Consider the following 20,741-nt stretch of genomic DNA (forward strand, 5'->3'; position numbering starts at 1 on the left):
CGTCCTTCACTACCCTTACAGCGCCGCCGAATCAACGAAAGATGACTGGTTTTCCAAGAATTCTGAGAGCATCCGGTTGAGCTGTTCGTATTCGATCAGGAAGCCATCGTGCCCATGTGGAGAGGAAATACATTCAAACTTTGCGCCTGTGATTCCTTCAGCGAGCGCAAATCCCTCTTTTGCAAAGAACAAACGATCCGAATCTACTGAAACAATCAGGCTCTGCGCGGTAATTTGCCGCAGGGCCTCGGCAATTCCCCCACGATCGCGACCGATGTCGTAGCTGAGCATGGTGCGACACATGGATACATAGGACCCTGCATCAAATCGACGAACAAGCTTCGCACCGTGGTAGTCCAAGTAAGACTCGACGGCAAGACGCCCACCGCTCAGAACATCTTCATCATCTTGAGGTGCACGACCAAAACGTGCATCCAACTCGTGAGGACAGCGATACGTCGTGTGTGCGATCTGACGGGCAAGAGAGAGTCCAGCGTGAGGTCCTTCCTCTTGGTCGTAGTAGTCGCCGCCATTCCAGTTCGGATCCAATTCAACTGCACGAATCTGCGTGTGTGCCCACGCAGCCCGCTCGGCATTCGTGCATGCTCCCGAAGCGACAACGATCAATCGCTCGCAGCGCAGCGGGTAGGTGACGGCCCACTCAAGAGCGCGGTGCCCTCCCAGGGAAGCACCTATGACTGTATTCCACGTCGGAATGCCAAGGTAATCGGCCAGCCTGGCCTCGGCAAGAACCTGGTCCCGCGTGGAAATAATGGGGAATCGCGATCCCCAAGGCCGGCCATCAGGAGCGGCCGAGGACGGGCCGGTACTCCCCTGGCAGCCACCAAGGACGTTGGGGACGACAATGAAATAGCGCTCGGGATCCAATGGCTTACCCGGACCAACGGCTTCTTCCCACCAACCGGCGGTTGACTGGCCGGGAGCTGCGGGACCGGAAATATGCGCATCTCCAGTCAGCGCGTGCAAAACGAGGATTGCATTGGAACGGTCCTCGTTGAGGGTCCCGAGGGTTTCGTACGCAAGGGTCACTTCGGGCAGGAAAGAGCCATTTTCGAGGCGTAGTGGCCCCAATTGCGCAAACTTACGGAATGCGATGGGGTCTTGGGGCGTCCATGCGCCGCTAACGGGGATAGGTCCCAGTGTGCGTCGATTCATGGTGATCTCCTTACTGTCCGAGCGACCGTTGCGCGAGCAGCCTTATGCCAAGTGTGCCACGGCCTCGAAGCCCTGCGTCAAATCGGCAATGATGTCGTTGACGTTCTCAATACCAATTGACAGGCGAACGGTTCCGGGTTCAATTCCCGCAGCGCGCAGCTGTTCCTCATTGAGCTGAGAGTGAGTGGTGGATGCGGGGTGAATAACTAGGGACTTCGCATCTCCGATATTTGCAACCGTCGGGAGAAGCTTGAGCGAGGTCGCAAATGAAGTTCCAGCTTCGAGGCCACCCTTGATGACGAAGGAGAGAAGGCCACCGGCACCGCGGGGGTTGTACTTCTGGTGGAGCTCGTAGTAGGGCGAGGATTCGAGGCCCGCGTAGTTGACGGACTCGACTTGCGGGTGGGCCTCGAGGAACTTCGCGACTTTCAGCGCGTTGTCAACGTGGCGCTCAACGCGCAGCGATAGGGTCTGGATGCCCTGCTCGATGAGGAAGGAGTTGAAGGGCGAGGGAGCACACCCGACATCTCGCAGGCCAATTGCACGTGCGCGAATGATGTAGGAGAGGTTTGCTCCGAGCTTCTCGGCGCCCAAGTCATGTCCGAAAACAAGGCCCGCGTAGGAAGATTCGGGTTCATTGAAACCGGGGAAACGCTTGGGGTCCTTCGTGTAGTCGAAGTTACCGGCATCGACAATTGCACCCGAAATTGCGGTTCCGTGTCCGCCCAGGTACTTCGTGGCCGAGTGAACGACAATGTCGGCGCCCCATTCGATTGGCCTGGTCAGGTAGGGGGTGGCGACAGTGTTGTCGACGATCAGCGGAACGCCAACGGAGTGTGCGGCCTGTGCGATCTTCTCAATGTCAAAGATATCGCCCTTGGGGTTGGGGATGGTTTCACCGTAGAAGGCAACGGTGTTTTCATCGGCTAGAGACAGCCATTCATCCACATCGTAGGGATCGTGAACAAAGCGGGCATCGATTCCGAGGCGACGCAGGGTGTTGTTGAGCAGCGAAGTTGAACCGCCGTAAAGCGAAGGCGAAGCAACAATGTTGTTCCCCGCAGATGCCAGGTTCAGGATTGCAAGAGTAATTGCAGATTGGCCAGAGGAAGTCAGAAGCGCACCGACACCACCTTCGAGGGCAGCAATTCGGGCCTCGACGTAGTCATTTGTCGGGTTGCCCAAGCGAGTGTAGATGGGGCCAAGTTCTTGAAGGGCGAAGCGAGCTGCAGCGCGTTCCGCAGAGTCAAAGGCAAATGAAGTGGTTTGAAGAATCGGGATGGAAGTTGCACCGGTTTGGGGATCGCGGTCCCAGCCCGCGTGAATTTGCTTGGTCTCAAATGCCCAAGAGTTCTGGTAGTCGGTGTCCGTTGCTTCAATTGCGCCCATTGTTACTTCTCCTAGTGTTCACGTTTTTTGATTCTTGTGACGTGAGGAGAGGCGATGGCTGTGGGGTCGAGCCGCTACGCTCACGATTTGGCGATTGCGGCAGTTTCCAACGCAAAGACGTACGACCCGGGCGAGTAATCTCTAGCCATCAGTAGGTCTGGTCAAAAGCTGACGCGAGGGTCAGCTACGCATTCGCTGGAACATAGCCTCATGCTATGGCTCAGGCGTGGGTCACGCACGACTTGTTCACATCGTGGGCGAATGTAACATCCCCGCCTGCCTTGCGGCTCCTAGGGCGACGTATTCTGCTGCCTCGGGAAATTCAACGGGCACCCCCAAGAATTCGGGTGCCAAGCTTTGCACTGCCCGCGAGCGCGCTCCGCCGCCGACAACGAGCACTTTCTCGATCGGAACGCCCAGCTCACGCACGCATTCGAGCGCGAAACGCATGTGGGCAAGCAGCCCCTCAACACCGGCCCGAGCAAGATGTGCGCGCGTCGAGTTCCTGAGCGTCATTCCCTCCAATCGGGCGGTGGCATCAGGCAGGTTCGGCGTGCGTTCGCCTTCAAAATAGGGAACCAAGCGCAGCCCTCCGGCATCGGGAACCGACAGTGCCGCTTCGTCCAGTTCCTCATAGCCGAGGCCACTCATCGCCCCGACCGCGTCGAGGATTCGCGAGGGGTTGAGCGTGCACGCGAGAGGAAGCCAGTGTCCACTTGCGTCAGCAAAGCCGGCGACTTGACCACTGGGGTCTTCGACGGGAGTGTCGCTGACAACGGCAACCACCCCGGAGGTTCCCAGCGAGAGCAATGCCTGTCCAACACCGAGGCCAACACCGAGCGCAGCCCCGGCATTGTCCCCACATCCTGGGCCGATTGCGATTTCTCCCCACCCTTGCGCCAGGTCCCCACACCCCATGGCCTCCATGGGCTCGCAGATCTTCGGAAGGATGATTCCCTCGGCCTCTTCCGGCGAAATTCGCAGGGCCTGAGCCAAGATTTCGCGCCTGTAACTGGGGTGCTCGCGGTCCATGTAGCCAGTTCCCGAGGCGTCGGAACGGTCGGTGCACAGGCCTTCCAACCCGACAGCCTCAAAGCCGCCGCGGATTTTCCAACTCAGCCAGTCGTGGGGCAGGCAGATTGCTGCGATCTTCCGTGCGTTCTCTGGCTCGTTGTCGGCAAGCCAGCGCAGTTTCGTGACCGTAAACGAGGCAACGGGAACGAGTCCCGTAGCGTGGGCCCACCAACGAGCGCCGCGCTCGCGGTCTCCATCTCCGCGTTCAAGAATCAGCTCCCGCGCGGCCTCGGCACTTCGCGTATCGTTCCACAAAAGCGCCGGGCGGATAACCTCACCTCGCTCATCCAAGCAGACCATTCCGTGTTGCTGGCCGCCCACGCTCAGCGCCCGCACGTCATCGAATCCGCCTGCCGCGCGCACGGCCTCGCCGAAGGCATCCCACCAGGCCTGAGGGGCAATTTCGCTTCCCTCGGGGTGCGATGCGCGACCTTCGCGGACGATCCTTCCGGTGACCGGATCACAGATGACAACTTTGCACGATTGCGTGGAGGAGTCCACTCCCGCAACAAAGGGTCTGCTTTCGCTCACGGTCTTAGCCAATCAGGTGTCGCATTGCGTGATGGTAGAGCTCGACGTAGTGGTATTCGCGCGCTCCCTTCGCATCAGCATCGAAATCCTCGTAGGCACTGCGGTCAGCAAGGAAGTCATCGATCGTCTCGCCCGGATCCAAGGTGGGCTGGGCGAGTTCGTAAACAGAGGCCTCTTCCATGAGCTCCTGGGTGATGGGATCAGCGCGGAATTCGCGCGCCTTCTCAGCCAAACGCAGGTACATGTCCATATTGGCCCGTGCTGACTCCCACACTCCTTCCATCCCCTCGGTTCGGCTGGGCTTGTAGTCGAAGTGGCGAGGCCCTTCATAGCGAGGCCCGCCCCCGGGGAAGCCGTTCTCAAGGAGGTCAACCGTGAAGAAGGCACTGGCTAGATCTCCGTGACCAAAAGCCTTGTCCTGGTCGTACTTGATTCCCGACTGCCCATTGAGGTCAATGTGGAAGAGCTTGCCGGCGTTCAGCGCCTGCGCCAAGGCGTGCGTGTAGTTCAGGCCAGCCATTTGCTCGTGTCCGGTTTCAGGATTGAGGCCCACAACGTCGCCATTATCAAGCTGCGCGATGAGTGCCAGCGCATGACCAACGGTCGGCAGGAAGATATCACCACGAGGCTCGTTGGGCTTGGGCTCAAGACCGATATGGAGGTTGTATCCGCGGGACTTGATGTATCCCGCAACGGTATCGAGGCCTTCGCAGTAGCGATTAAAGGCAGCGTTTAGATCCTTTGATGAGTCGTATTCGGCGCCTTCGCGCCCGCCCCACATGACGAAGGTTGTTGCGCCAAGTTCTGCGGCAAGGTCGACATTTCGCAAAATTTTACGCAGGCCAAAGCGACGGATCTCTCGGTCATTATTGGTCAGGCCACCGTCTTTGAAGACCGGGTGCGTGAAGGTGTTCGTCGTGACCATCTCAATAACAAGGCCGGCGTCTTCGACAGCATCTTTCAGCTGCATGACCCGCTGATGACGCTCCGAATCTGACGCATCGAAATCAAAGACATCATTGTCATGGAAGGTAATTCCCCATGCGCCTATTTCTGCGAGCTTCGAAGCATATTCCCACGGGTCAAGCACCGGACGGGTTCCGGTTCCAAAGGGATCAACTGCATTCCATCCCACGGTCCACAGGCCGAAAGAGAAATGATCTTCGGGGCGAGGTACATACGCCATAGCATGGCCTTCCATAGATTAAATGACTACTGCGTCACGTTTTGTTATGACTCATAACATAATCCTCCAGATGCGATAGAGTCAAGATATGTCTCACGCCGCACGCACATCGAACCCCGATTCCGGGGCAACCAATCAATCCCTGCGTGCCCACAACCTTTCCTTGGCATTGCGCCATATTCTGGCCCATCCCGGCGCAATCAACCGCGCGGGCATCGCTGCCCAAACCGGAATTTCACGTGCAACGATGTCGCGGCTTGTCGACGAACTCATCGCCTCCAGCCTCGTCGAAGAAAGCGAAGACAAACTCTCAACCGGACAAAGGGGACGCCCCACCAGCGTGCTCTCCCCGACCTCGGGAAAGGTTATTGCGCTGGGTCTACAGGTCAACGTCTCAGCGCTCGGCGCCTACCTTGTTGACTTGAGCGGGACGGTCTTGGCCCACGAATACGTGAGCGGCGATTTCTCAGGAGCAGACCCGACCTCAACCCTGCGCAAACTCGCACGAATCGCCAGACGTGTCTTGCGTGAGGGAAGCAGTGCAGGCGCGCTTTTCCTTGGAAGTTCACTTGCCCTCCCCGGCCTCTTTTCCGCCGACACCCTGACCATCGCACCCAACCTTGGCTGGCGAAATATCCCCCGCAAGGAAATCCTTCACCCCCTCCACGACCTTGCCGTGACCCTAGTTGCGAACGAGGCCGACTTGGCAGCCTACGCTGTCGCCTACCCTCGCCCCGGGGTCCCCGAAGGGCCGGATTCATTTATCTACGTCTCGGGAGAAGTCGGCATCGGCGGCGGGTTGATCGTCAACCATCAACCGCTGAGTGGCGCGCATGGCTGGTCGGGCGAAATCGGGCATATTTGTGTGGAACCCGAAGGTGCAATCTGTTCGTGTGGCGCGCGCGGCTGCTTGGAAACTGTCGCAGGATTGAAAGCTCTTGGCCACGCGGCTGGACTGGGCGACAATGCAAGCACACGCGAGATTCTGCAGCACGCGGGCCACAGCTCACGCGCTCAAGACGCCATGACTCATGCCGGCCACGCATTGGGGCAAGCACTGTCCGCAGTCGTCAACACTGTTGATATCTCTCAGGTCTACTTGGGCGGCTTGGTTGCCGAGATCGCACCCTACCTGCTGCCAAGTCTTCGCGAAGAACTTGCGACGCGTGTCCTTCAAGCCCCCTGGCATACACCGCAGATCGATATCCTCCCCCATTCAGAGGATCTGTCACTGCGAGGTGGCGCGCATCGAGTCCTCGAGCTGATTGTGGACGATCCAATCCACTGGAAGGATCAAGCGATCACCCTTCTCTAAGCAATTTTCACAGGCCCCACATAGCTATCCGGCAAGCGATAGCAAGGCTCCTGTGTTGCAATGAGAACATGTGCGGAATTGTTGGACACGTTGCATGCCAAGCCTCTCAGCGGAGCCGTCAGGTCGTTCTTGACGGGCTTTCACGCCTGGAATACCGCGGATACGACTCCGCGGGAATTGCCTTAGCAAGCCCGGGGAAATTAAATGTCATCAAGGCTGTCGGAAAGCTGGTTAACCTGCGCGAGGCCGTTGACCAGGATGCGCCCGCCGACGCTTTCGCTGGGATCGGACACACCCGTTGGGCAACCCACGGTCGCCCAACCGTTGCGAATGCACACCCACATGTGAGTCCCGATGGACGTTTTGCATTGGTCCACAACGGGATTATCGAAAATGCCGATAACCTGCGCGCCCAGTTGCGCACACAAGGCGCGGTATTCGCCTCGGAAACCGATACGGAAGTAGTCGTGCACCTGCTTGCACACGCCTACGACCAGGCGGATCCAGCCTCGTACACGGGTGAAGTAGCGGGACTCAGCGGCACTGACGAGGCCGTCGCACGCCGACTAGTCGTCGCTATGCGCGAAGTGACCGCGAAGCTTGAAGGGACCTTCACGCTGCTTGCACTCTCTACTGAATCTCCCAAGGTTATTGTTGCCGCCCGCAGATCATCGCCGCTGGTTATTGGCTTGGGCGAAGGAGAGAACTTCCTTGGCTCGGATGTACTGGCATTTATCGAGCACACAAATCGCGCGGTAGAAATTGGGCAAGACCAGCTGGTTGTCGTGAGCGCTTCCGCTGTAACGGTGATCGGCACGGATGGACACCCGGTTCCCCTGAAGGAATATGAAGTCGATTTTTCGGCGGATCGCGCGACCAAGGGTGGGTGGCCAACCTTCATGGAGAAGGAAATCCACGAACAGCCTCGAGGGGTTGCGGATACTTTGGCTGATCGTCTGGATTCCCACGAGCACCTGGCATTGGATGAAGTTCGAATCCCAGAACACGTGCTTCGCGGAATCGACAAGATCATCATGATTGGTTGCGGGACTGCGTCATATGCGGGACAGGTCGCTCGTTACGCGATTGAGCACTGGTGCCGTATCCCCGTCGAAGTCGAGCTTTCCAGCGAATTTCGCTACCGCGACCCGGTTGTCGGAGAAAAGACCCTGGTTGTCGCAATTTCTCAGAGCGGCGAAACCATGGATACGATCCAGGCGATCCGCCACGCCCGCGAACAGGGCGCGAAGGTCGTCGCGATTGTCAATACTCCCGGTTCGACCATCTCGCGCGAATCGGATGCCGTCATTTTGACCCATGCGGGGCCTGAAATCGCGGTTGCCTCAACGAAAGCCTTCACATCGCAGGTCACTGCGTGCTTCATCCTTGGTCTGTATTTGGCACAGGTTCGCGGAAACAAGTACGCCGATGAAATCACCGACTACATGGAGAAGCTCGCCCGCGTTCCCGAGGCGATCCAGAAGGTCCTGGATAGCGGAGAAACCGTTCGCCAGTTCGCCCGCACGATGAAGGACGCAACCTCCGTGATCTACTTGGGGCGGCACGTAGGCTACCCCGTCGCTCTTGAGGGCGCGCTCAAACTTAAGGAAATCTGCTACATCCACGCGGAGGGTTTTGCGGCCGGTGAACTCAAGCACGGGCCGATCGCTCTGGTGGATGAAGGCCAGCCGGTCGTCGTCATTGTGCCGACTCCGCGCCGCCCCGAACTGCACGCGAAGGTCTTGGCAAACATCCAAGAAGTTCGTGCGCGCGGGGCCCGAACCATTGTCATTGCAGAGGAAGGCGATGCATCTGTTGATGAGTTCGCTGAAGTTGTCTTCCGCGTGCCTCCGGTTCCAACTTTGTATGCGCCGCTGCTGACAATTGTTCCGCTGCAAATTTTTGCGTGCGAGCTTGCGGCGGTGAAGGGGCTGGATGTTGATCAGCCGCGAAACCTGGCCAAGTCCGTCACTGTGGAGTAAGTCGACCGTGGGATTTTGCCTGTGCTGCAGCAACTTCTGCACGGAGCAATCGAACTTCTTGAGTCAGCTCTGCGATCTGCTTTTCTAATTGAGCATGAGCCTCCGGCTGTTGCACAGCAGAGGCACTGGTAACTGAAGGCACTTCATTCTTTACACCCTCTTCTTGCTTAATCCTTTCAAGGAACCAAGAGGAGAAAATGCCGGTTACGATTCCAATGAGCGCAATCCCAAAGAGCATGTAGATCGCCGCAACCACACGCCCTGTAACTGTTACAGGTGCGATGTCGCCGTATCCAACCGTCGTCACAGTAACTAGAGACCACCACAGTGCTTGTCCAAGGTCGGTCAGTGTCGCTCCCTCGGCATGGCGCTCGGCCTCAAGGACAGTGAGTGCCCCAACCCAAATGAGCAAGGCAGATATCGCTCCTGTATAGAGAGAAATTTTGTTTCGCAGTTCCGCATCTGCAGAACGCTGAAAGATGCGCAGGAGTGCTACCAAACGCACAAGACGTAGTGGCCGAAGGAAAGGCAAGGCGACAGAAAAGAAATCAACCAGATTCGCCTTAAACCACCGCCATTTTTCAGGCGCAGTAACGAGCCTGACAAGATAGTCGATACCAAATACGGCCCAACAGATATTCAAGACAAGTTCATAACGCTCGTAGTCGACCCCACTCGCATCCGTCACAATTTGCGCAGAATAGGCAACCAAGAAAACGACGGCAACAACCATGAGCGGCCACTCCATTGTCCGCTCCCATTTTTCATGCATGTGATCTTTATACATGTTTACACAAAGAGTAGGGGCGGAGCCACTCCCCGACTCCACCCCTACGACACATCTTCAACGAGCACTGAGGCGCGCACGCTTACTGAAAATTGCAGGCCTTGTAGACATGGGTGAGCATCGCAAGTCGCTCCTCCAATGTCGCGTCCTTGGGCACGCACATCTTCGCACCCAGATAGTTGCATCCGCCTTCGATTGCAGCCTGTGCACAACGCTTAATTTCTGCGTTACTCATCAGTGATGCCGGCTCATCAACCTGGGCGGGCAGGTGCCCATCAACCCACGAATAGCCGTATTGAGTTTCCTCGGGACCTGCACCAGAGAAGACGACGCCATCCAGAACTCCGCGTTTTCCAGCCGCGATGATGTGATCGTAGGCAGCATCAGCACTGCGTTCTTCTAGAGCGGAGCGTCCCCAGTTAATCAGGACACCGACCTCAAATTCCGCAGCGATCTGGATTTCTTCTTCGATCGAAAGGAATCCCTTTTCTGGCTTTTGCTCTGGGATGAAGCGATCGCAGTGCTCAATCACGAGCTTCGCACCGTACCAGTCCCATTCGCGTAGAACTTCCAGTGAACGCCTGAAGGCATCCCCTTCGGCGGTTCGCGTGGGAGCCGAGTGCACCTCGATGCGCGTCACCACGTTGCGGTCAGCATGCTCGCACAACTTACCCAAGTCCTCGCGCAGCTGGCGGGTGAAAGCCAGCGCGGCCTCGCGACCGTCCCGATCTGGCGAGGCCAAACCGAAGTTCGCGTCTTTGCCGACGTTTTGCATGGTGCCGGGGATGGCGGTGATAGTGTTGAAATCCCAGTCCGCGGAGAGTAGACCGGCCAAAAGTTCGTTGTCGGTGGCGATCTGTCCGGGATAGGGCATTTCGAGGCCGTTAATCCACGGCTGCTGTGCGAGAAGTTTGTAGTAGTCCTCTTGCAGCTCGGGCGCCGGATGCGAGGCGTAAGCACCAATAATGAATGGGATTGTCATTGTGATCATCCTTCTGTGATGATGTCTCCGTCGTTGGGACACGCACGAATAAGTCTGACAGGTCAAGCCCAAAAACGCAGCATATTCGTCAGACAAATTTACCCTCGGAAAAGACCTGCATCAAAGTCTTCATCCGGCCTCAATCCAACTCTTTCAAATATGAAAAACGATAAACTTAGTCCATGGACCGTAATGAACTGATTCAACGCACTTTCCCCTACCTTTTGAAGCGCCTGGAAGACGCTGGCATCAATGCAACTCCCCAAGTCGACCCTCAAACAAACGGCTACATTTTGACCGTCGACACCATGCGCTTCAACGTTGAAAACCTTCTGTCAGATCTCTCGCGCTCCGACCCATCCCAGCATCAGGAACGGATCGAACGCTGGGTCGCATTCATGATTGAGACCCTGCGGATGCCCGAAAAGTCACTCAATGATCCCGATGAGCTTCGCCGACGAATTCGCACACGCATCATCCGGGACGGGCAGAGCTCAGATCTCCCCATCACCTACATTCGCCCATTCACCGCCGGATTAGCCAAAGCGCTCTATCTGGATTTCCCAAACAGCGTGTCATTGGTGACTGATCAAAGCCTTGCGCGTTACCCGCTTTCAGTCGACGAGCTCTTCTACTACGGTCAGATCAATACCGATAACGAGCCAATCGATACCAAGCAACAGGTGGGTCCATTCACCGAACTTCTGGGAGAATCTCCATTTATTGCCGGCAAGGCCGCAAACATCGGCGCATTGGTAAGCAATCTCCACATTAACGCTCCCCACGGATTATTCTTCGCCATTCCGCAACGATCCATCCTGCTCTATGCGCCCATCGATACGGAAGACATCTCACGGCAGATACTCCAGATGGCCGACTACATGCGCTTTGCAGTCATGGAAGAATTCGGTAATAACAACGGTTTCGCAATCAGTCGCGATATCTTCTACTGCCTACCCACTGGAGAATTCGGCCCGATTACCCGGGGTGATAATCCCGAACTTCACGAGCTTTTCAGCAATCCCAAGATCGACTTCGAGACCTTTATGGGGCTTACAGAAAAGTACCTGTATCTACCCGAAAGTTTCGTCCAGCGCTTCCTTGCGAAGTAAAAGAAGAACGGAAGCTAGCCGTGCGCGAGTGGCGATCAACTACAGGAAGAGCATCTCCACGCTTCTCAAGGTGACGCTCACCGCCTTTCACACTTCGGTTTGACTTCTGCGTCCTCATTCCCTAAAGTTTCCACGTACGCGCGAGTGGCGGAATAGGCAGACGCGCACGGTTCAGGTCCGTGTCCTAGTGATAGGGTGGGGGTTCAACTCCCCCCTCGCGCACGTAGTAAGGACCCAGCGAAAGCTGGGTCCTTTTGTTTTACCTACTCAGTCCTGCTCGACGCCCGCAAGGAGCTCGCGCACCCAGGTTCGTGCGCGTCGATAGTCCTCGTCATCTTGAGGGACATCCGCGCTATTGACCGTCGAGCTGGGGTACGAACCCATGAATCGCACATCCGGAGACACTCGATACAACCCGCGCAGCGCCGCCTGAATATGTTCCTGAGCGACGTGTCCAACCATGTCAATCGAGAAGGTATAGGCACCCAAACCATCACCACTGGGACGCGATTCGATTCGTGACAGGTCGACGTCATGCACCGAGAACTGTTCAAGCAAACGCATGAGCGATCCCGCTTGGTTGACAGGCAGCGCAACTTGAATGGTCGTCTTATCGTGTCCAGTTGGCGCAGTCAACGCCCCTTCAATCGGCCTTCTCACGCACACAAAACGCGTAATCGCACCAGGATTATCCGCAACATCCGTGAACAGCGATTCCAAACCGTAACGATCCACCGAGGTTGCGTTACACAGAACCGCCTCGAATGCGCTTTCGCCCGAACCCAAGGTCTCGGCCGCTGCAGCAGTCGAGGTCGTGGGGACGTGAACAACGCCAGGGAAGGTTTCCTCAGCCCAGTTTCGACACTGCGCCCACGCGTGCGGGTGGGTTCCAATCTTGCGAATATCCGCTACTTGGGTACCGGGTCGAACCGCCAGGTGGAAGGTAATGGGCACCAGCATTTCCGCATGGATCACCAGCTGAGGGTAGTCTGCTAGGGCATCGAGCGTTGCATTGACTCCACCTTCGATGGAGTTCTCAATGGGTACAACCGCCCAGTCTGCCCTTCCCTCACGCACAGCCTTCATCGCCAGAGGAGGAGAGGTTAGCGGAATGAGTTCTGCCCCTTCGGGAGCAACCTGACGCAGGGCCTGCTCAGTAAAGGTTCCAAATGGGCCAAGAAATGCGATTCGCAAGGTGCTCACTCGGAACGATCCTCCTGCGCGGATACGACATTCTCAGTCGCATCCTTGGCTTGAGCGCCACCATTACGCTTCTGCCCAATGATTTCTAGAATCACGGGTAGGACCGAAACCAGAATAATGACGCCCAAGATCAGCGTGAGGTTGTCGTGAACGAAGGGGACATTGCCCAGCAGCGAACCGACAATAATGAAGCCAGCGCCCCACAGCAGTGCACCCAGGGTATTGAACAGCAGGAATTTACTGTAGGGATAGCGTGCAATTCCCGCAGCGAGTGGAATGAAGGTCCGCACGAAGGGAATGAAACGACCAATCACCAGCGAACGACCGCCGTAATCACGGAAGTAGTGCTCAGCCTTCTCCAAGTGCTCGGTCTTCAGTACTCGCGCATCCGGCTTGAAGAGCTTGCGCCCCCACTTTGCACCCAGGAAGTAACCAATTTGCGCACCAATGAAGGCTGCAACAACAACCATGATGATCAGGGTTGGCAGGTGCAGGCCCAGTCGATCGTGCAGCAAACCTGCTGTGAAGAGCAGAGATTCTCCGGGAAGAACAGGGAAAAGAACACCCGACTCAATGAGGACAATGAGCATCGTCCCCCACAGAACCCACGGTCCCATTGCGACCAGCAGACTTTCGGGGTCTTTAAACCAGTGAATGAAGGTGTCAAGCCCTGAGGCGTTCACCAGGATGGCGTTCAGCATGCAGAATTCCTTCAATTGGGTACAACGAATGACAAAGTGCACGGCATGTTACTTGAATCAACCCTACCGGTCTTTACACAACAGATAGGATGTCATCCATGGAGAATTCCGAGGAACTGGTCACGTCTGACATAACCGAGGCCCCCACATCCTCTGTGGAACCACCGGTGGATCCCCCTGAATCGACTGCATCCACTTCCTTGCACTCTCGGCTTCCCGAACCTGTTTTCTTTGCCGATCACCTGCTTTCCCGTCGCCGGCGCCGGGCTGATCTCTACGAGGCCATCATGTGCCTTGTGGGAATTGTCCTTGTGTGGGGCCTGGGATTCGTCGCATCCTCAACGACAGAAGGCGTCGCTCAAGACGTTCTACGAGTTACAGTGATCCGCGATCTCCTCCTGATGCCCCTGTCGCTCTTGGAGGGCCTGACTATCTTGGTCACCCCGATCGCCGTCATTGGAATGTTGCTTTTCCGCCGACAGATCTCCACTGCCATCGAAGCTCTCACCACCGCCATGATCGCCGGCGTGGCCTCGTATGTCATCTTGCTGGGACTTCGCCAACTTCCTGAAACCATTACTGGTCCACTCAGGATCACGAACGTGGAGAACGGACAGACGGCCTCGCACATCGCGATCAACCTGGTCGCAATCGCTCTCATTGCCCTCTTCACAGCTGCGGGTGAAGCGGAAGCACTTCGTTCAGTCCGCTGGTCCTACTGGGCTCTGGGCATCATCATCGTCATTTGGGTACTTCGCGGGCAACTCACTCTTCCATCCGCGTTGATCTCCGTTCTTCTTGGTCGCACTTTTGGTGTCTCATCGCGTTTCTTCTTGGGCTTCCAAGACCGCAGTGCCTCGGGCGGCCAGATTGTGAAGGCGCTGCTCTCGATCCGGATTATTCCCTCACGCATCATCCGCACAGACCTTCTTCCCGCCGGAGTCACGCTAGACACATGGGCTGTTACGGAAACATCACACGGCCACTTCCGTATGGGGACCGCTGAAGCTGATTCAGCGGAATACACGATTGCCCGCCGACCACCGGCCGACGGAAACCGCCACTACCAGGTCTGGGATACCTACGGCGTCCCATACGAAATCACTATTTTGGATCCGGGCCGCGGTATGGCCGGCACACTCCTGGAAGTATGGAACAACGTTCGCCTGCGCGGGATTTCTCGCTGGGTATCCCCCTCGGTAAAAGCAGCTGCAGAGCGCTCCATGCTGACCGCTATTTCAGCTAAACGTTCCGGTGTTCGCTTGCCTGAGCCCATGGGTATTGCTCAAGCTGGGGACTCGATCATGACGGCGATGCGAGCCCTTCCCCCAACAGCTTCCCTCAAGGATCTGGCTGACACCGATGCACTGAGCGATGACATTCTTGATCAGGCGTGGAAGCAGCTCCTCTTGGCACACTCTCACGCGATCAGCCACCGCCACATCGCCCCTTCGTCCGTCGTACTCGACCAGTCCTCAGAGGTTTGGCTGATCCACTGGGATGAAGGCGAAGTTGCAACTACTGAGCTCAACCAACGCATTGATATCGCTCAGCTCCTTACCCTACTTGCTATCTATGCTGGGCCCGAACGAGCTCTGGCCTCGGCACGGCGAAACCTCAGCGAAGCGGAATTGGTCGCCTGCGCGCCGGTTCTTCAAAAGCCGGTTCTTCCTTCCGAGGTTTCCTCCGCTCTTCGACGTAGCGACCTTCTGGATCGCCTGCGCGAGGCGATCGTCGCCGACACCCCGCAAGAATCCGTTCAGCCCGCAAACCTTCAGCGCTTCGCACCGAGGACAATGATTACCTTCGGTGTTCTGGCAGTTGCGGTTGTCGTGTTGATGGGTTCGCTCAACTTCTCCGATATCGTCGCTGCGGTGAAGCAGGCAAGCCCTATTTGGATCGCTGTCGCTTTCGCTTTCGCAGCAACAACCTGGGTTGGAGGAGCCGTTCCCCTGGTTGCCTTCAGCCAAGAGAAGGTCAAATTTGGCGATGCCATCTTGGCGCAGATCGCAGCCTCAATTATCACTCTTGTTGCTCCCGCTGGAATCGGTCCGGCGGCACTCAACCTGCGTTTCCTGACAAAGCAGAAGATGTCGACAGCCGCTGCCGTCACCACCGTCACTTTGCAGCAGATCTCCCAGTTCCTGGTGACCGTTTCATTGTTGGTCATCGTCCTGTTCTTCTCGGGTTCGTCGCTGTCGGTTTCACTCCCCTACGGCGCGATTATTGCCGGAACCGCTGTCGTAGCTGTGATTGTCATCGTGTGCATTTCGATTCCGAAGATCCGAAAGTTCATCTGGTCGAAGATCGAGCCAACATGGAAGCAGGTGTATCCGCGTCTCCTGTGGGTTGCCGGTCAGCCTCAGCGCCTCCTCGCGGTGCTCGGTGGAAACCTGCTCATGAATATTGGTTTCGTTGGAGCCTTCTGGGCGTCCCTGACCGCAATGGGCGGGTCATTGAACTTGGTAACGCTCTCCATCACCTATTTGGCCTCGAACTCACTGGGTTCTGTCGTCCCCTCCCCCGGTGGCATCGGTCCGGTCGAGGCCGCACTCACCGGTGGCCTTCAAGTTGCCGGAATCGCCGTGTCTGTGGCTCTTCCGACCGCGATCATCTACCGTCTGGTGACCTTCTACGGCCGCGCTCCCTTCGGTTGGGTGGCCCTGAAGATCATGCAGAAGCGAAACCTGATCTGATCCTCTGCTGACTTTGCCGCATATTGACAGGCCGACATGGGGCTGCCAGTAAAAATTTTTCAGCCCTTCACAGCCCCAGACACCATACCGGTTGACATCCGGTTCTGAACGAAAATGAACAGGATCAGCACGGGGATTGTGATGAGTGTCGAGCCTGCCATCACACCGCCCCAGTCCGAACCTTGCAGGCCCTGCTGGAAGGATTGCAGCCACAGTGGCAAAGTCACTGCCGAATCGCGAGAGAGCACAATCAGGGCCAGCGTGTATTCATTCCAGGAGTGAAGGAAGGCAAATACCGAGGTCGATACCAATCCCGGTGCGAGAAGCGGTAAGGTCACACGCATGAATGCTTGGATTCGGGTGCATCCGTCGATCATTGCGGCCTGCTCGAGCTCTTCGGGAACGGCCTCGACATAACCGCGCATCATCCACGTGACGAAGGGGAGCACGCCACCCACGTACAGCAATGACAGGCCAGCAACCGAGTTCAACAGCGCCCAGGAGTCCAACATCCTGTACTGGGAAATAAAGAGCGCTTCGGCGGGGATCATCTGAATCACAAGAATTGCAACGATCAGAGTCCGACGGCCTCGGAAATTAAAACGTGCTAAGGCCAAAGCTGCAAGAAGTGAGCACAGGGTTGTTGCCACAACGGTGATGACTGCCGCACCCAAGGACATGAGCAACGCGGAGTGAAATGCGGGAGATGTGAGCACCTTGGTGAAGTGTTCGGTGGTCAGCGGCGCGGGTATCAGCTTTGGCGGGCTCGACAGAAGGTTTCTCTCGGTTTGGAATGCTGAGTTCACCATCCAATACACGGGAAGGAGCCAGACGAGCGAAGTGATGACCAAAATCGCATTGACTGCAATCTTGCCGGGATGGATTTTCTTGCGATTGAGGGGACGAGGCACAGCCTGGTGTGCGCGTTCCCAAACCTGTGCGGTGCTCATCGTGCGTCCCCCTTCGTGAAGAGCATGTGAATGTATTTCGCTGTAATCACCACGGTGATCAGCAAGATGACCGTTGCAAGGGCCGAGGCCATCCCGTAGTTACCCTGAGAGATACCAAGGCGGTACACGTAGGTACCCAGAAGGTTTGTTTCAGTCGAAATCGAACCCGACTGCTGAAGAACGTAGATGTGGGTGAAGACACGCAGGTCCCAAATCACCTGAAGGACACCAATGAGTGCGATCACTGGAGAAATCGACGGGAAGATCACGTAACGAAGGCGTGAGATATAGCCCGCTCCATCAATCTGCGCGGCTTCAAGCAAAGAGTCATCGATCTGCGTGACAGCTGCGTAAATGGAAATCGTTGCTAGGGGCATGGATGCCCAGATAATCATTGCCGAGGCGACTAAGAAGAAGGTCCAATACGAGGCTGAGAGCCACGCGAACCCCTTGAATGGAAGGCCAATCGATGCCAAAAGGAAGTTGATCAGACCAAAGTTCGGGTCGACCAACCATTGCCACACAGTCAAAGAGGCAAGAAGTGGCATTGCCCAGACAACAATCAGAGTGGAGTTCATGAAGGTTCTGGCAGCAGGAGATGCCGCGCGCATCATGAGCGCCAGGGAGATTGCACCGACCATGGTCAGTCCGGCAGTCCACGCGCAGAAGGCAAGGGATTTTGCCAGGACAGACCAGAAATAGGGGTCGGAGAGAATCGCAACATAGTTATCCAGCCCCACCCATGTTGGTGGCTTCCCAAATTGCTGTTCCAATCCGAATTTTTGGAACGACATGAGGAACTGGCGAACCATGGGGTATCCCAGAACAACCAGGACCAAAACAACGGCTGGGATTAGAAGGAGGAAGGGTGCCAGTGTGCGCATGAGTTTCTTGCGTGGGCTGCCCGCACGCACTGAGCTTTGCGAGGAGGTCATCGTTGCTCTCTCCGAGTATTGGGAAGGTTCGGGGAGCCACCCGTGAAAGGTCGGGCGACTCCCCGATTCGGATGCGCCTTTCTGTCTATCCTTCAGATTGGCGCGAGATATGAAGGAGTATCACTCCTACTGCTTATTCAGCGTGGTATCGAGCTTCGCGCCCGCATCCTTTGCAACTGTCTTTACGTCCTTGCCCTGAGCGATTTCGGTGAAGAAGTCTCGGATGACGTTATCGCCTGCAACAACACCCCACTGAGGTGTGTTCGGCGTGAGCTTGGAGTTCTCGATAACAGTGGTGGAAATGTCCGCAAATGCACCTTCCGAGGCCGAACCGTACTGGGTATTACCGGGAGTCCATCCAGCCTTGGCAACCATGGTCTGGAACTTCTCAGAGAAGATCACTTCAAGGGCCTTCTTGGCCAGCTCGGGGTTCTGCGCGTTTGATGCCAGCGAAATGGAGGAGCCACCCGCGAAGGTCTGTCCGACACTTCCTTCCTTGACTCCGGGGATCGGCATGACGCCAACCTTTCCTGCGTCCCACAGTTCCTTATCGATCTTCTTGGCAACCGAGCCGGTACCGACCAGAATACCGACCTTGTTCTCATTGAAGTACTTCTGGAAGCTCTTCTGCGAAGCGGAGGAGTCCATCGCGTATGCGGTGCCGTCCTTAAAGATCTTCTGCACACGCTCGAGCGAGGCGACGGTGGCCGGATCGGTGAGCTTTTCTTGCCACTTCCCATTGCTCAAGGTTGCGTAGTCGCCGCCACCGGCAAACATCAGGGATTCAACACCGTGGATATCCACTGCCGACAGGTACATGCCGGAGAATCCTTCGACGTTATCGGGGTTGGCCTTACCCAGCTTGATTGCCGCGTCTGCCAGCTCATCGATGGTCTTCGGGACAGGGATGTTGGCCTTTTCGAAAAGATCCTTACGGTAGATAATTCCGCGAGCGCCCGCATACAGCGGAAGTGCGTAAAGCTTGTTATCCCAGCGTCCTGCATCGATGAAGGACTGAATAAGCTTGTCGCCACCGACCTTGTTGTAGAGGTCATCGACAGGTGCGAATGCGCCGACCGATGCGAAGACAGCGGTCTGGGTGTTACCGGTTTCGACCAGATCGGGGCTTTCTGACTTGGAAGCCAGCGAGGTTTGCAGCTTGGAGACGATTCCGTCCCAAGGCTGGATTTCAACCTTGAGGGTGTTTCCGGGGTTCTGTTCTGCAAAGGTCTTTTCCAGGTATGCAATGGCATCGTCCGAAATCGAGCCTTCCATAAACCACACGCGGACGGTCTTTCCTGTCAGCGCGGAGGTGTCAGAAGATGCGCTTGCATCGGGGGTCGAAGACTTTCCGCATGCGGCGAGGCCGAGGCTAAGGACACATGCTGTGGCCAGAGCGATCACACGCCTTCTGGTTGTGTGCTGAGACATCTGTATTTCCTCTCAAACGCTACGCGCCTATGCGTAGATGAGTTTTAGTATCACTGCCGACAAAAAGTTTGTCAAGAAGCGTAACACTTTTGTTATGCAACAGAGCGGACTATCGATTCGACGATTTCCTCATCGTGAACGATCACCCGGAAGGCTGCAGCAGCCATTTCCTGTGCCGAGGCCGGCTCCCCCGCACAGGAAAAACGAACGTTGTGCGCAGACAGAGGAAGGCCTCGGCGACGAACAACGCGACGAAGCGGCTCGAGAAGGTGAGCGCCCACCTTTGCAAGCTCTCCCCCAAGGATAATTTCCTCGGGATCAAGAAGATTCGTCACGGCGACCATCGCAACGCCCAGCTGTTCACCAATTTCTTCAACCAAGCTCACGCAGGCATGATCGCCATCATTCACAGCATCAACAAAATCGGATACCCCCGCTTTTTCGCCCAGAATTGGTCGAAGGCGAGCGAGGATTGCAGGGCTCGACACATACTGCTGCAGACAGCCCCTATTAGAGCATTCGCAAGGAATTCCCATGGGATCAATACTGATATGCCCCAGCTCGCCCGCTCCCCCGTGCCCCCCTCGAATCAGCGCCCCATCCAACACATATCCCATGGTGATGCCATGAGAAAGATGGACGTAGGCCACGGAAGATGCCGGCTCACCCATTCGTTCATACTCAACAAATGCGGCCAGTCGCGCCGTATTCTCGACACAAATCGGAGCATTCAGTAGTGCGCCCATCGCCTTAAGCGGATTAGTGCCCTTCCACATCGACGAGGCCGCACTCCCGACCACTTCACCCGTGCGAACGTTGATCTGAGTATTAACCGCAACATGACCCGCACGCACCACAGGATCGCCAAGTTGGGCACGCATGACAGACAGCGGCGCTGCGACGTGTGAGAGGCGAACTTTTCCGCTTTCGTGAGGGTTTTCTGCGATTTCTCGAGAATTGAGAAGGCGGCCATCAACACTGGCAATCGAAATTAACGTCCGATCAATCCAGAAGACAACCGACACCAGAACACCCACTTTTTCCGTGAGTTTGACGGTGGATTTCAATGGAGATTCTCCATCATCGGCCATGTATCCCTCGGCAATGAGGTCCTGGACCAGATTCGTGACGGTTGTGCGAGAAACCGAAAGACCGCGAGCCAAGGCAGCACGATGCTGCGGCCCCTGCGTCACAAGAGCTGCAATTGCACGCTCTTTATTTGTACTCAGCACTTTTACTCCATTCAGACCTTGGCACACACAGAATCTGATGTTACGATTCGTAACACTAA

The 20,741-nt window shown here is 56.5% G+C and carries 16 protein-coding genes and 1 tRNA gene; 5 read left to right on the forward strand and 12 right to left on the reverse strand.

Translation table 11 applies throughout. The features are described from left to right. Positions 1–15: 15 nt before the first annotated feature. From QZR18_RS01800 to xylA, 4 genes are all read right to left on the reverse strand, one after another. A complete protein-coding gene (locus QZR18_RS01800) occupies positions 16–1,176 on the reverse strand; it encodes a homoserine O-acetyltransferase (RefSeq protein ID WP_178704263.1) in 1,161 nt (386 codons plus the stop codon). Positions 1,177–1,218: 42 nt separating this feature from the next. Then, positions 1,219–2,565, reverse strand: a complete 1,347-nt coding sequence (locus QZR18_RS01805) for an O-acetylhomoserine aminocarboxypropyltransferase/cysteine synthase family protein (RefSeq protein WP_178704266.1) — start codon at positions 2,563–2,565, stop codon at positions 1,219–1,221. Between the two features lie 246 nt (positions 2,566–2,811). Then, entirely contained in the window at positions 2,812–4,170 is a 1,359-nt protein-coding gene (locus tag QZR18_RS01810; protein WP_178704269.1) for a xylulokinase, read from the reverse strand. Between the two features lie 4 nt (positions 4,171–4,174). After that, on the reverse strand, positions 4,175–5,356 hold the full coding sequence (gene xylA, locus QZR18_RS01815; RefSeq protein WP_178704272.1) for a xylose isomerase: 1,182 nt from the start codon (positions 5,354–5,356) through the stop codon (positions 4,175–4,177). Positions 5,357–5,444: 88 nt separating this feature from the next. On the opposite strand from xylA, the gene QZR18_RS01820 reads away from it, so the two are divergent. Both QZR18_RS01820 and glmS read left to right on the forward strand, forming a co-directional pair. Further along, on the forward strand, positions 5,445–6,671 hold the full coding sequence (locus tag QZR18_RS01820; protein ID WP_295910144.1) for an ROK family transcriptional regulator: 1,227 nt from the start codon (positions 5,445–5,447) through the stop codon (positions 6,669–6,671). 68 nt (positions 6,672–6,739) lie between these two features. Then, entirely contained in the window at positions 6,740–8,653 is a 1,914-nt protein-coding gene (gene glmS, locus QZR18_RS01825; protein WP_178704275.1) for a glutamine--fructose-6-phosphate transaminase (isomerizing), read from the forward strand. Here the strand turns inward: glmS and QZR18_RS01830 are convergent. Both QZR18_RS01830 and QZR18_RS01835 read right to left on the reverse strand, forming a co-directional pair. Beyond that, a complete protein-coding gene (locus tag QZR18_RS01830) occupies positions 8,640–9,425 on the reverse strand; it encodes a potassium channel family protein (protein ID WP_295910146.1) in 786 nt (261 codons plus the stop codon). The two genes, glmS and QZR18_RS01830, sit on opposite strands and share 14 nt — an antisense overlap. 97 nt (positions 9,426–9,522) lie before the next feature. Beyond that, the gene (locus QZR18_RS01835) at positions 9,523–10,422 is read right to left on the reverse strand and encodes a DUF4862 family protein (protein WP_178704281.1); all 900 of its coding nucleotides are present in this window, start codon (positions 10,420–10,422) and stop codon (positions 9,523–9,525) included. Between the two features lie 182 nt (positions 10,423–10,604). On the opposite strand from QZR18_RS01835, the gene QZR18_RS01840 reads away from it, so the two are divergent. Next, the gene (locus QZR18_RS01840) at positions 10,605–11,534 is read left to right on the forward strand and encodes a hypothetical protein (RefSeq protein ID WP_178704284.1); all 930 of its coding nucleotides are present in this window, start codon (positions 10,605–10,607) and stop codon (positions 11,532–11,534) included. Positions 11,535–11,672: 138 nt separating this feature from the next. Beyond that, positions 11,673–11,756: transfer RNA gene (locus QZR18_RS01845), tRNA-Leu, on the forward strand. Between the two features lie 45 nt (positions 11,757–11,801). On the opposite strand, the gene pheA is transcribed toward QZR18_RS01845, so the two are convergent. Then, positions 11,802–12,737, reverse strand: coding sequence for a prephenate dehydratase (gene pheA / locus QZR18_RS01850; RefSeq protein ID WP_178704286.1), 936 nt, complete (start codon positions 12,735–12,737; stop codon positions 11,802–11,804). Continuing rightward, entirely contained in the window at positions 12,734–13,438 is a 705-nt protein-coding gene (locus QZR18_RS01855; RefSeq protein ID WP_178704289.1) for a DedA family protein, read from the reverse strand. Before QZR18_RS01855 ends, pheA begins: the two co-directional genes overlap by 4 nt. Before the next feature lie 98 nt (positions 13,439–13,536). Here QZR18_RS01855 and QZR18_RS01860 point away from each other — a divergent pair, with 98 nt between their 5' ends. Continuing rightward, positions 13,537–16,134, forward strand: a complete 2,598-nt coding sequence (locus tag QZR18_RS01860; RefSeq protein ID WP_178704292.1) for a lysylphosphatidylglycerol synthase transmembrane domain-containing protein — start codon at positions 13,537–13,539, stop codon at positions 16,132–16,134. Between the two features lie 59 nt (positions 16,135–16,193). Here QZR18_RS01860 and QZR18_RS01865 read toward each other — a convergent pair whose 3' ends face one another. From QZR18_RS01865 to QZR18_RS01880, 4 genes are all read right to left on the reverse strand, one after another. Further along, complete coding sequence (locus QZR18_RS01865; RefSeq protein ID WP_178704294.1) at positions 16,194–17,084, reverse strand: carbohydrate ABC transporter permease; 891 nt, start codon at positions 17,082–17,084, stop codon at positions 16,194–16,196. Further along, on the reverse strand, positions 17,081–18,019 hold the full coding sequence (locus QZR18_RS01870; protein ID WP_178704297.1) for a carbohydrate ABC transporter permease: 939 nt from the start codon (positions 18,017–18,019) through the stop codon (positions 17,081–17,083). Before QZR18_RS01870 ends, QZR18_RS01865 begins: the two co-directional genes overlap by 4 nt. 126 nt (positions 18,020–18,145) lie before the next feature. After that, positions 18,146–19,450 carry an extracellular solute-binding protein gene (locus tag QZR18_RS01875; RefSeq protein WP_295910149.1) on the reverse strand — a complete coding sequence of 435 codons (1,305 nt, stop codon included), beginning with the start codon at positions 19,448–19,450 and terminating at the stop codon, positions 18,146–18,148. A gap of 92 nt (positions 19,451–19,542) precedes the next feature. Then, the gene (locus tag QZR18_RS01880; protein ID WP_178704300.1) at positions 19,543–20,682 is read right to left on the reverse strand and encodes an ROK family protein; all 1,140 of its coding nucleotides are present in this window, start codon (positions 20,680–20,682) and stop codon (positions 19,543–19,545) included. Between the last annotated feature and the right edge of the window lie 59 nt (positions 20,683–20,741).

It is taken from the genome of uncultured Actinomyces sp., from assembly GCA_900541895.1.
Taxonomy (GTDB): domain Bacteria; phylum Actinomycetota; class Actinomycetes; order Actinomycetales; family Actinomycetaceae; genus Pauljensenia.

Excerpts from the sequence above, each read along its gene's own strand:
- QZR18_RS01800 (WP_178704263.1), bottom strand. The coding sequence starts at position 1,176 with ATGAATCGACGCACACTGGGACCTATCCCCGTTAGCGGCGCATGGACG.
- QZR18_RS01805 (WP_178704266.1), bottom strand. The coding sequence starts at position 2,565 with ATGGGCGCAATTGAAGCAACGGACACCGACTACCAGAACTCTTGGGCA.
- xylA (WP_178704272.1), bottom strand. The coding sequence starts at position 5,356 with ATGGCGTATGTACCTCGCCCCGAAGATCATTTCTCTTTCGGCCTGTGG.
- QZR18_RS01820 (WP_295910144.1), top strand. The coding sequence starts at position 5,445 with ATGTCTCACGCCGCACGCACATCGAACCCCGATTCCGGGGCAACCAAT.
- glmS (WP_178704275.1), top strand. The coding sequence starts at position 6,740 with ATGTGCGGAATTGTTGGACACGTTGCATGCCAAGCCTCTCAGCGGAGC.
- QZR18_RS01830 (WP_295910146.1), bottom strand. The coding sequence starts at position 9,425 with ATGCATGAAAAATGGGAGCGGACAATGGAGTGGCCGCTCATGGTTGTT.
- QZR18_RS01835 (WP_178704281.1), bottom strand. The coding sequence starts at position 10,422 with ATGACAATCCCATTCATTATTGGTGCTTACGCCTCGCATCCGGCGCCC.
- QZR18_RS01840 (WP_178704284.1), top strand. The coding sequence starts at position 10,605 with ATGGACCGTAATGAACTGATTCAACGCACTTTCCCCTACCTTTTGAAG.
- QZR18_RS01855 (WP_178704289.1), bottom strand. The coding sequence starts at position 13,438 with ATGCTGAACGCCATCCTGGTGAACGCCTCAGGGCTTGACACCTTCATT.
- QZR18_RS01860 (WP_178704292.1), top strand. The coding sequence starts at position 13,537 with ATGGAGAATTCCGAGGAACTGGTCACGTCTGACATAACCGAGGCCCCC.
- QZR18_RS01865 (WP_178704294.1), bottom strand. The coding sequence starts at position 17,084 with ATGAGCACCGCACAGGTTTGGGAACGCGCACACCAGGCTGTGCCTCGT.
- QZR18_RS01870 (WP_178704297.1), bottom strand. The coding sequence starts at position 18,019 with ATGACCTCCTCGCAAAGCTCAGTGCGTGCGGGCAGCCCACGCAAGAAA.
- QZR18_RS01875 (WP_295910149.1), bottom strand. The coding sequence starts at position 19,450 with ATGTCTCAGCACACAACCAGAAGGCGTGTGATCGCTCTGGCCACAGCA.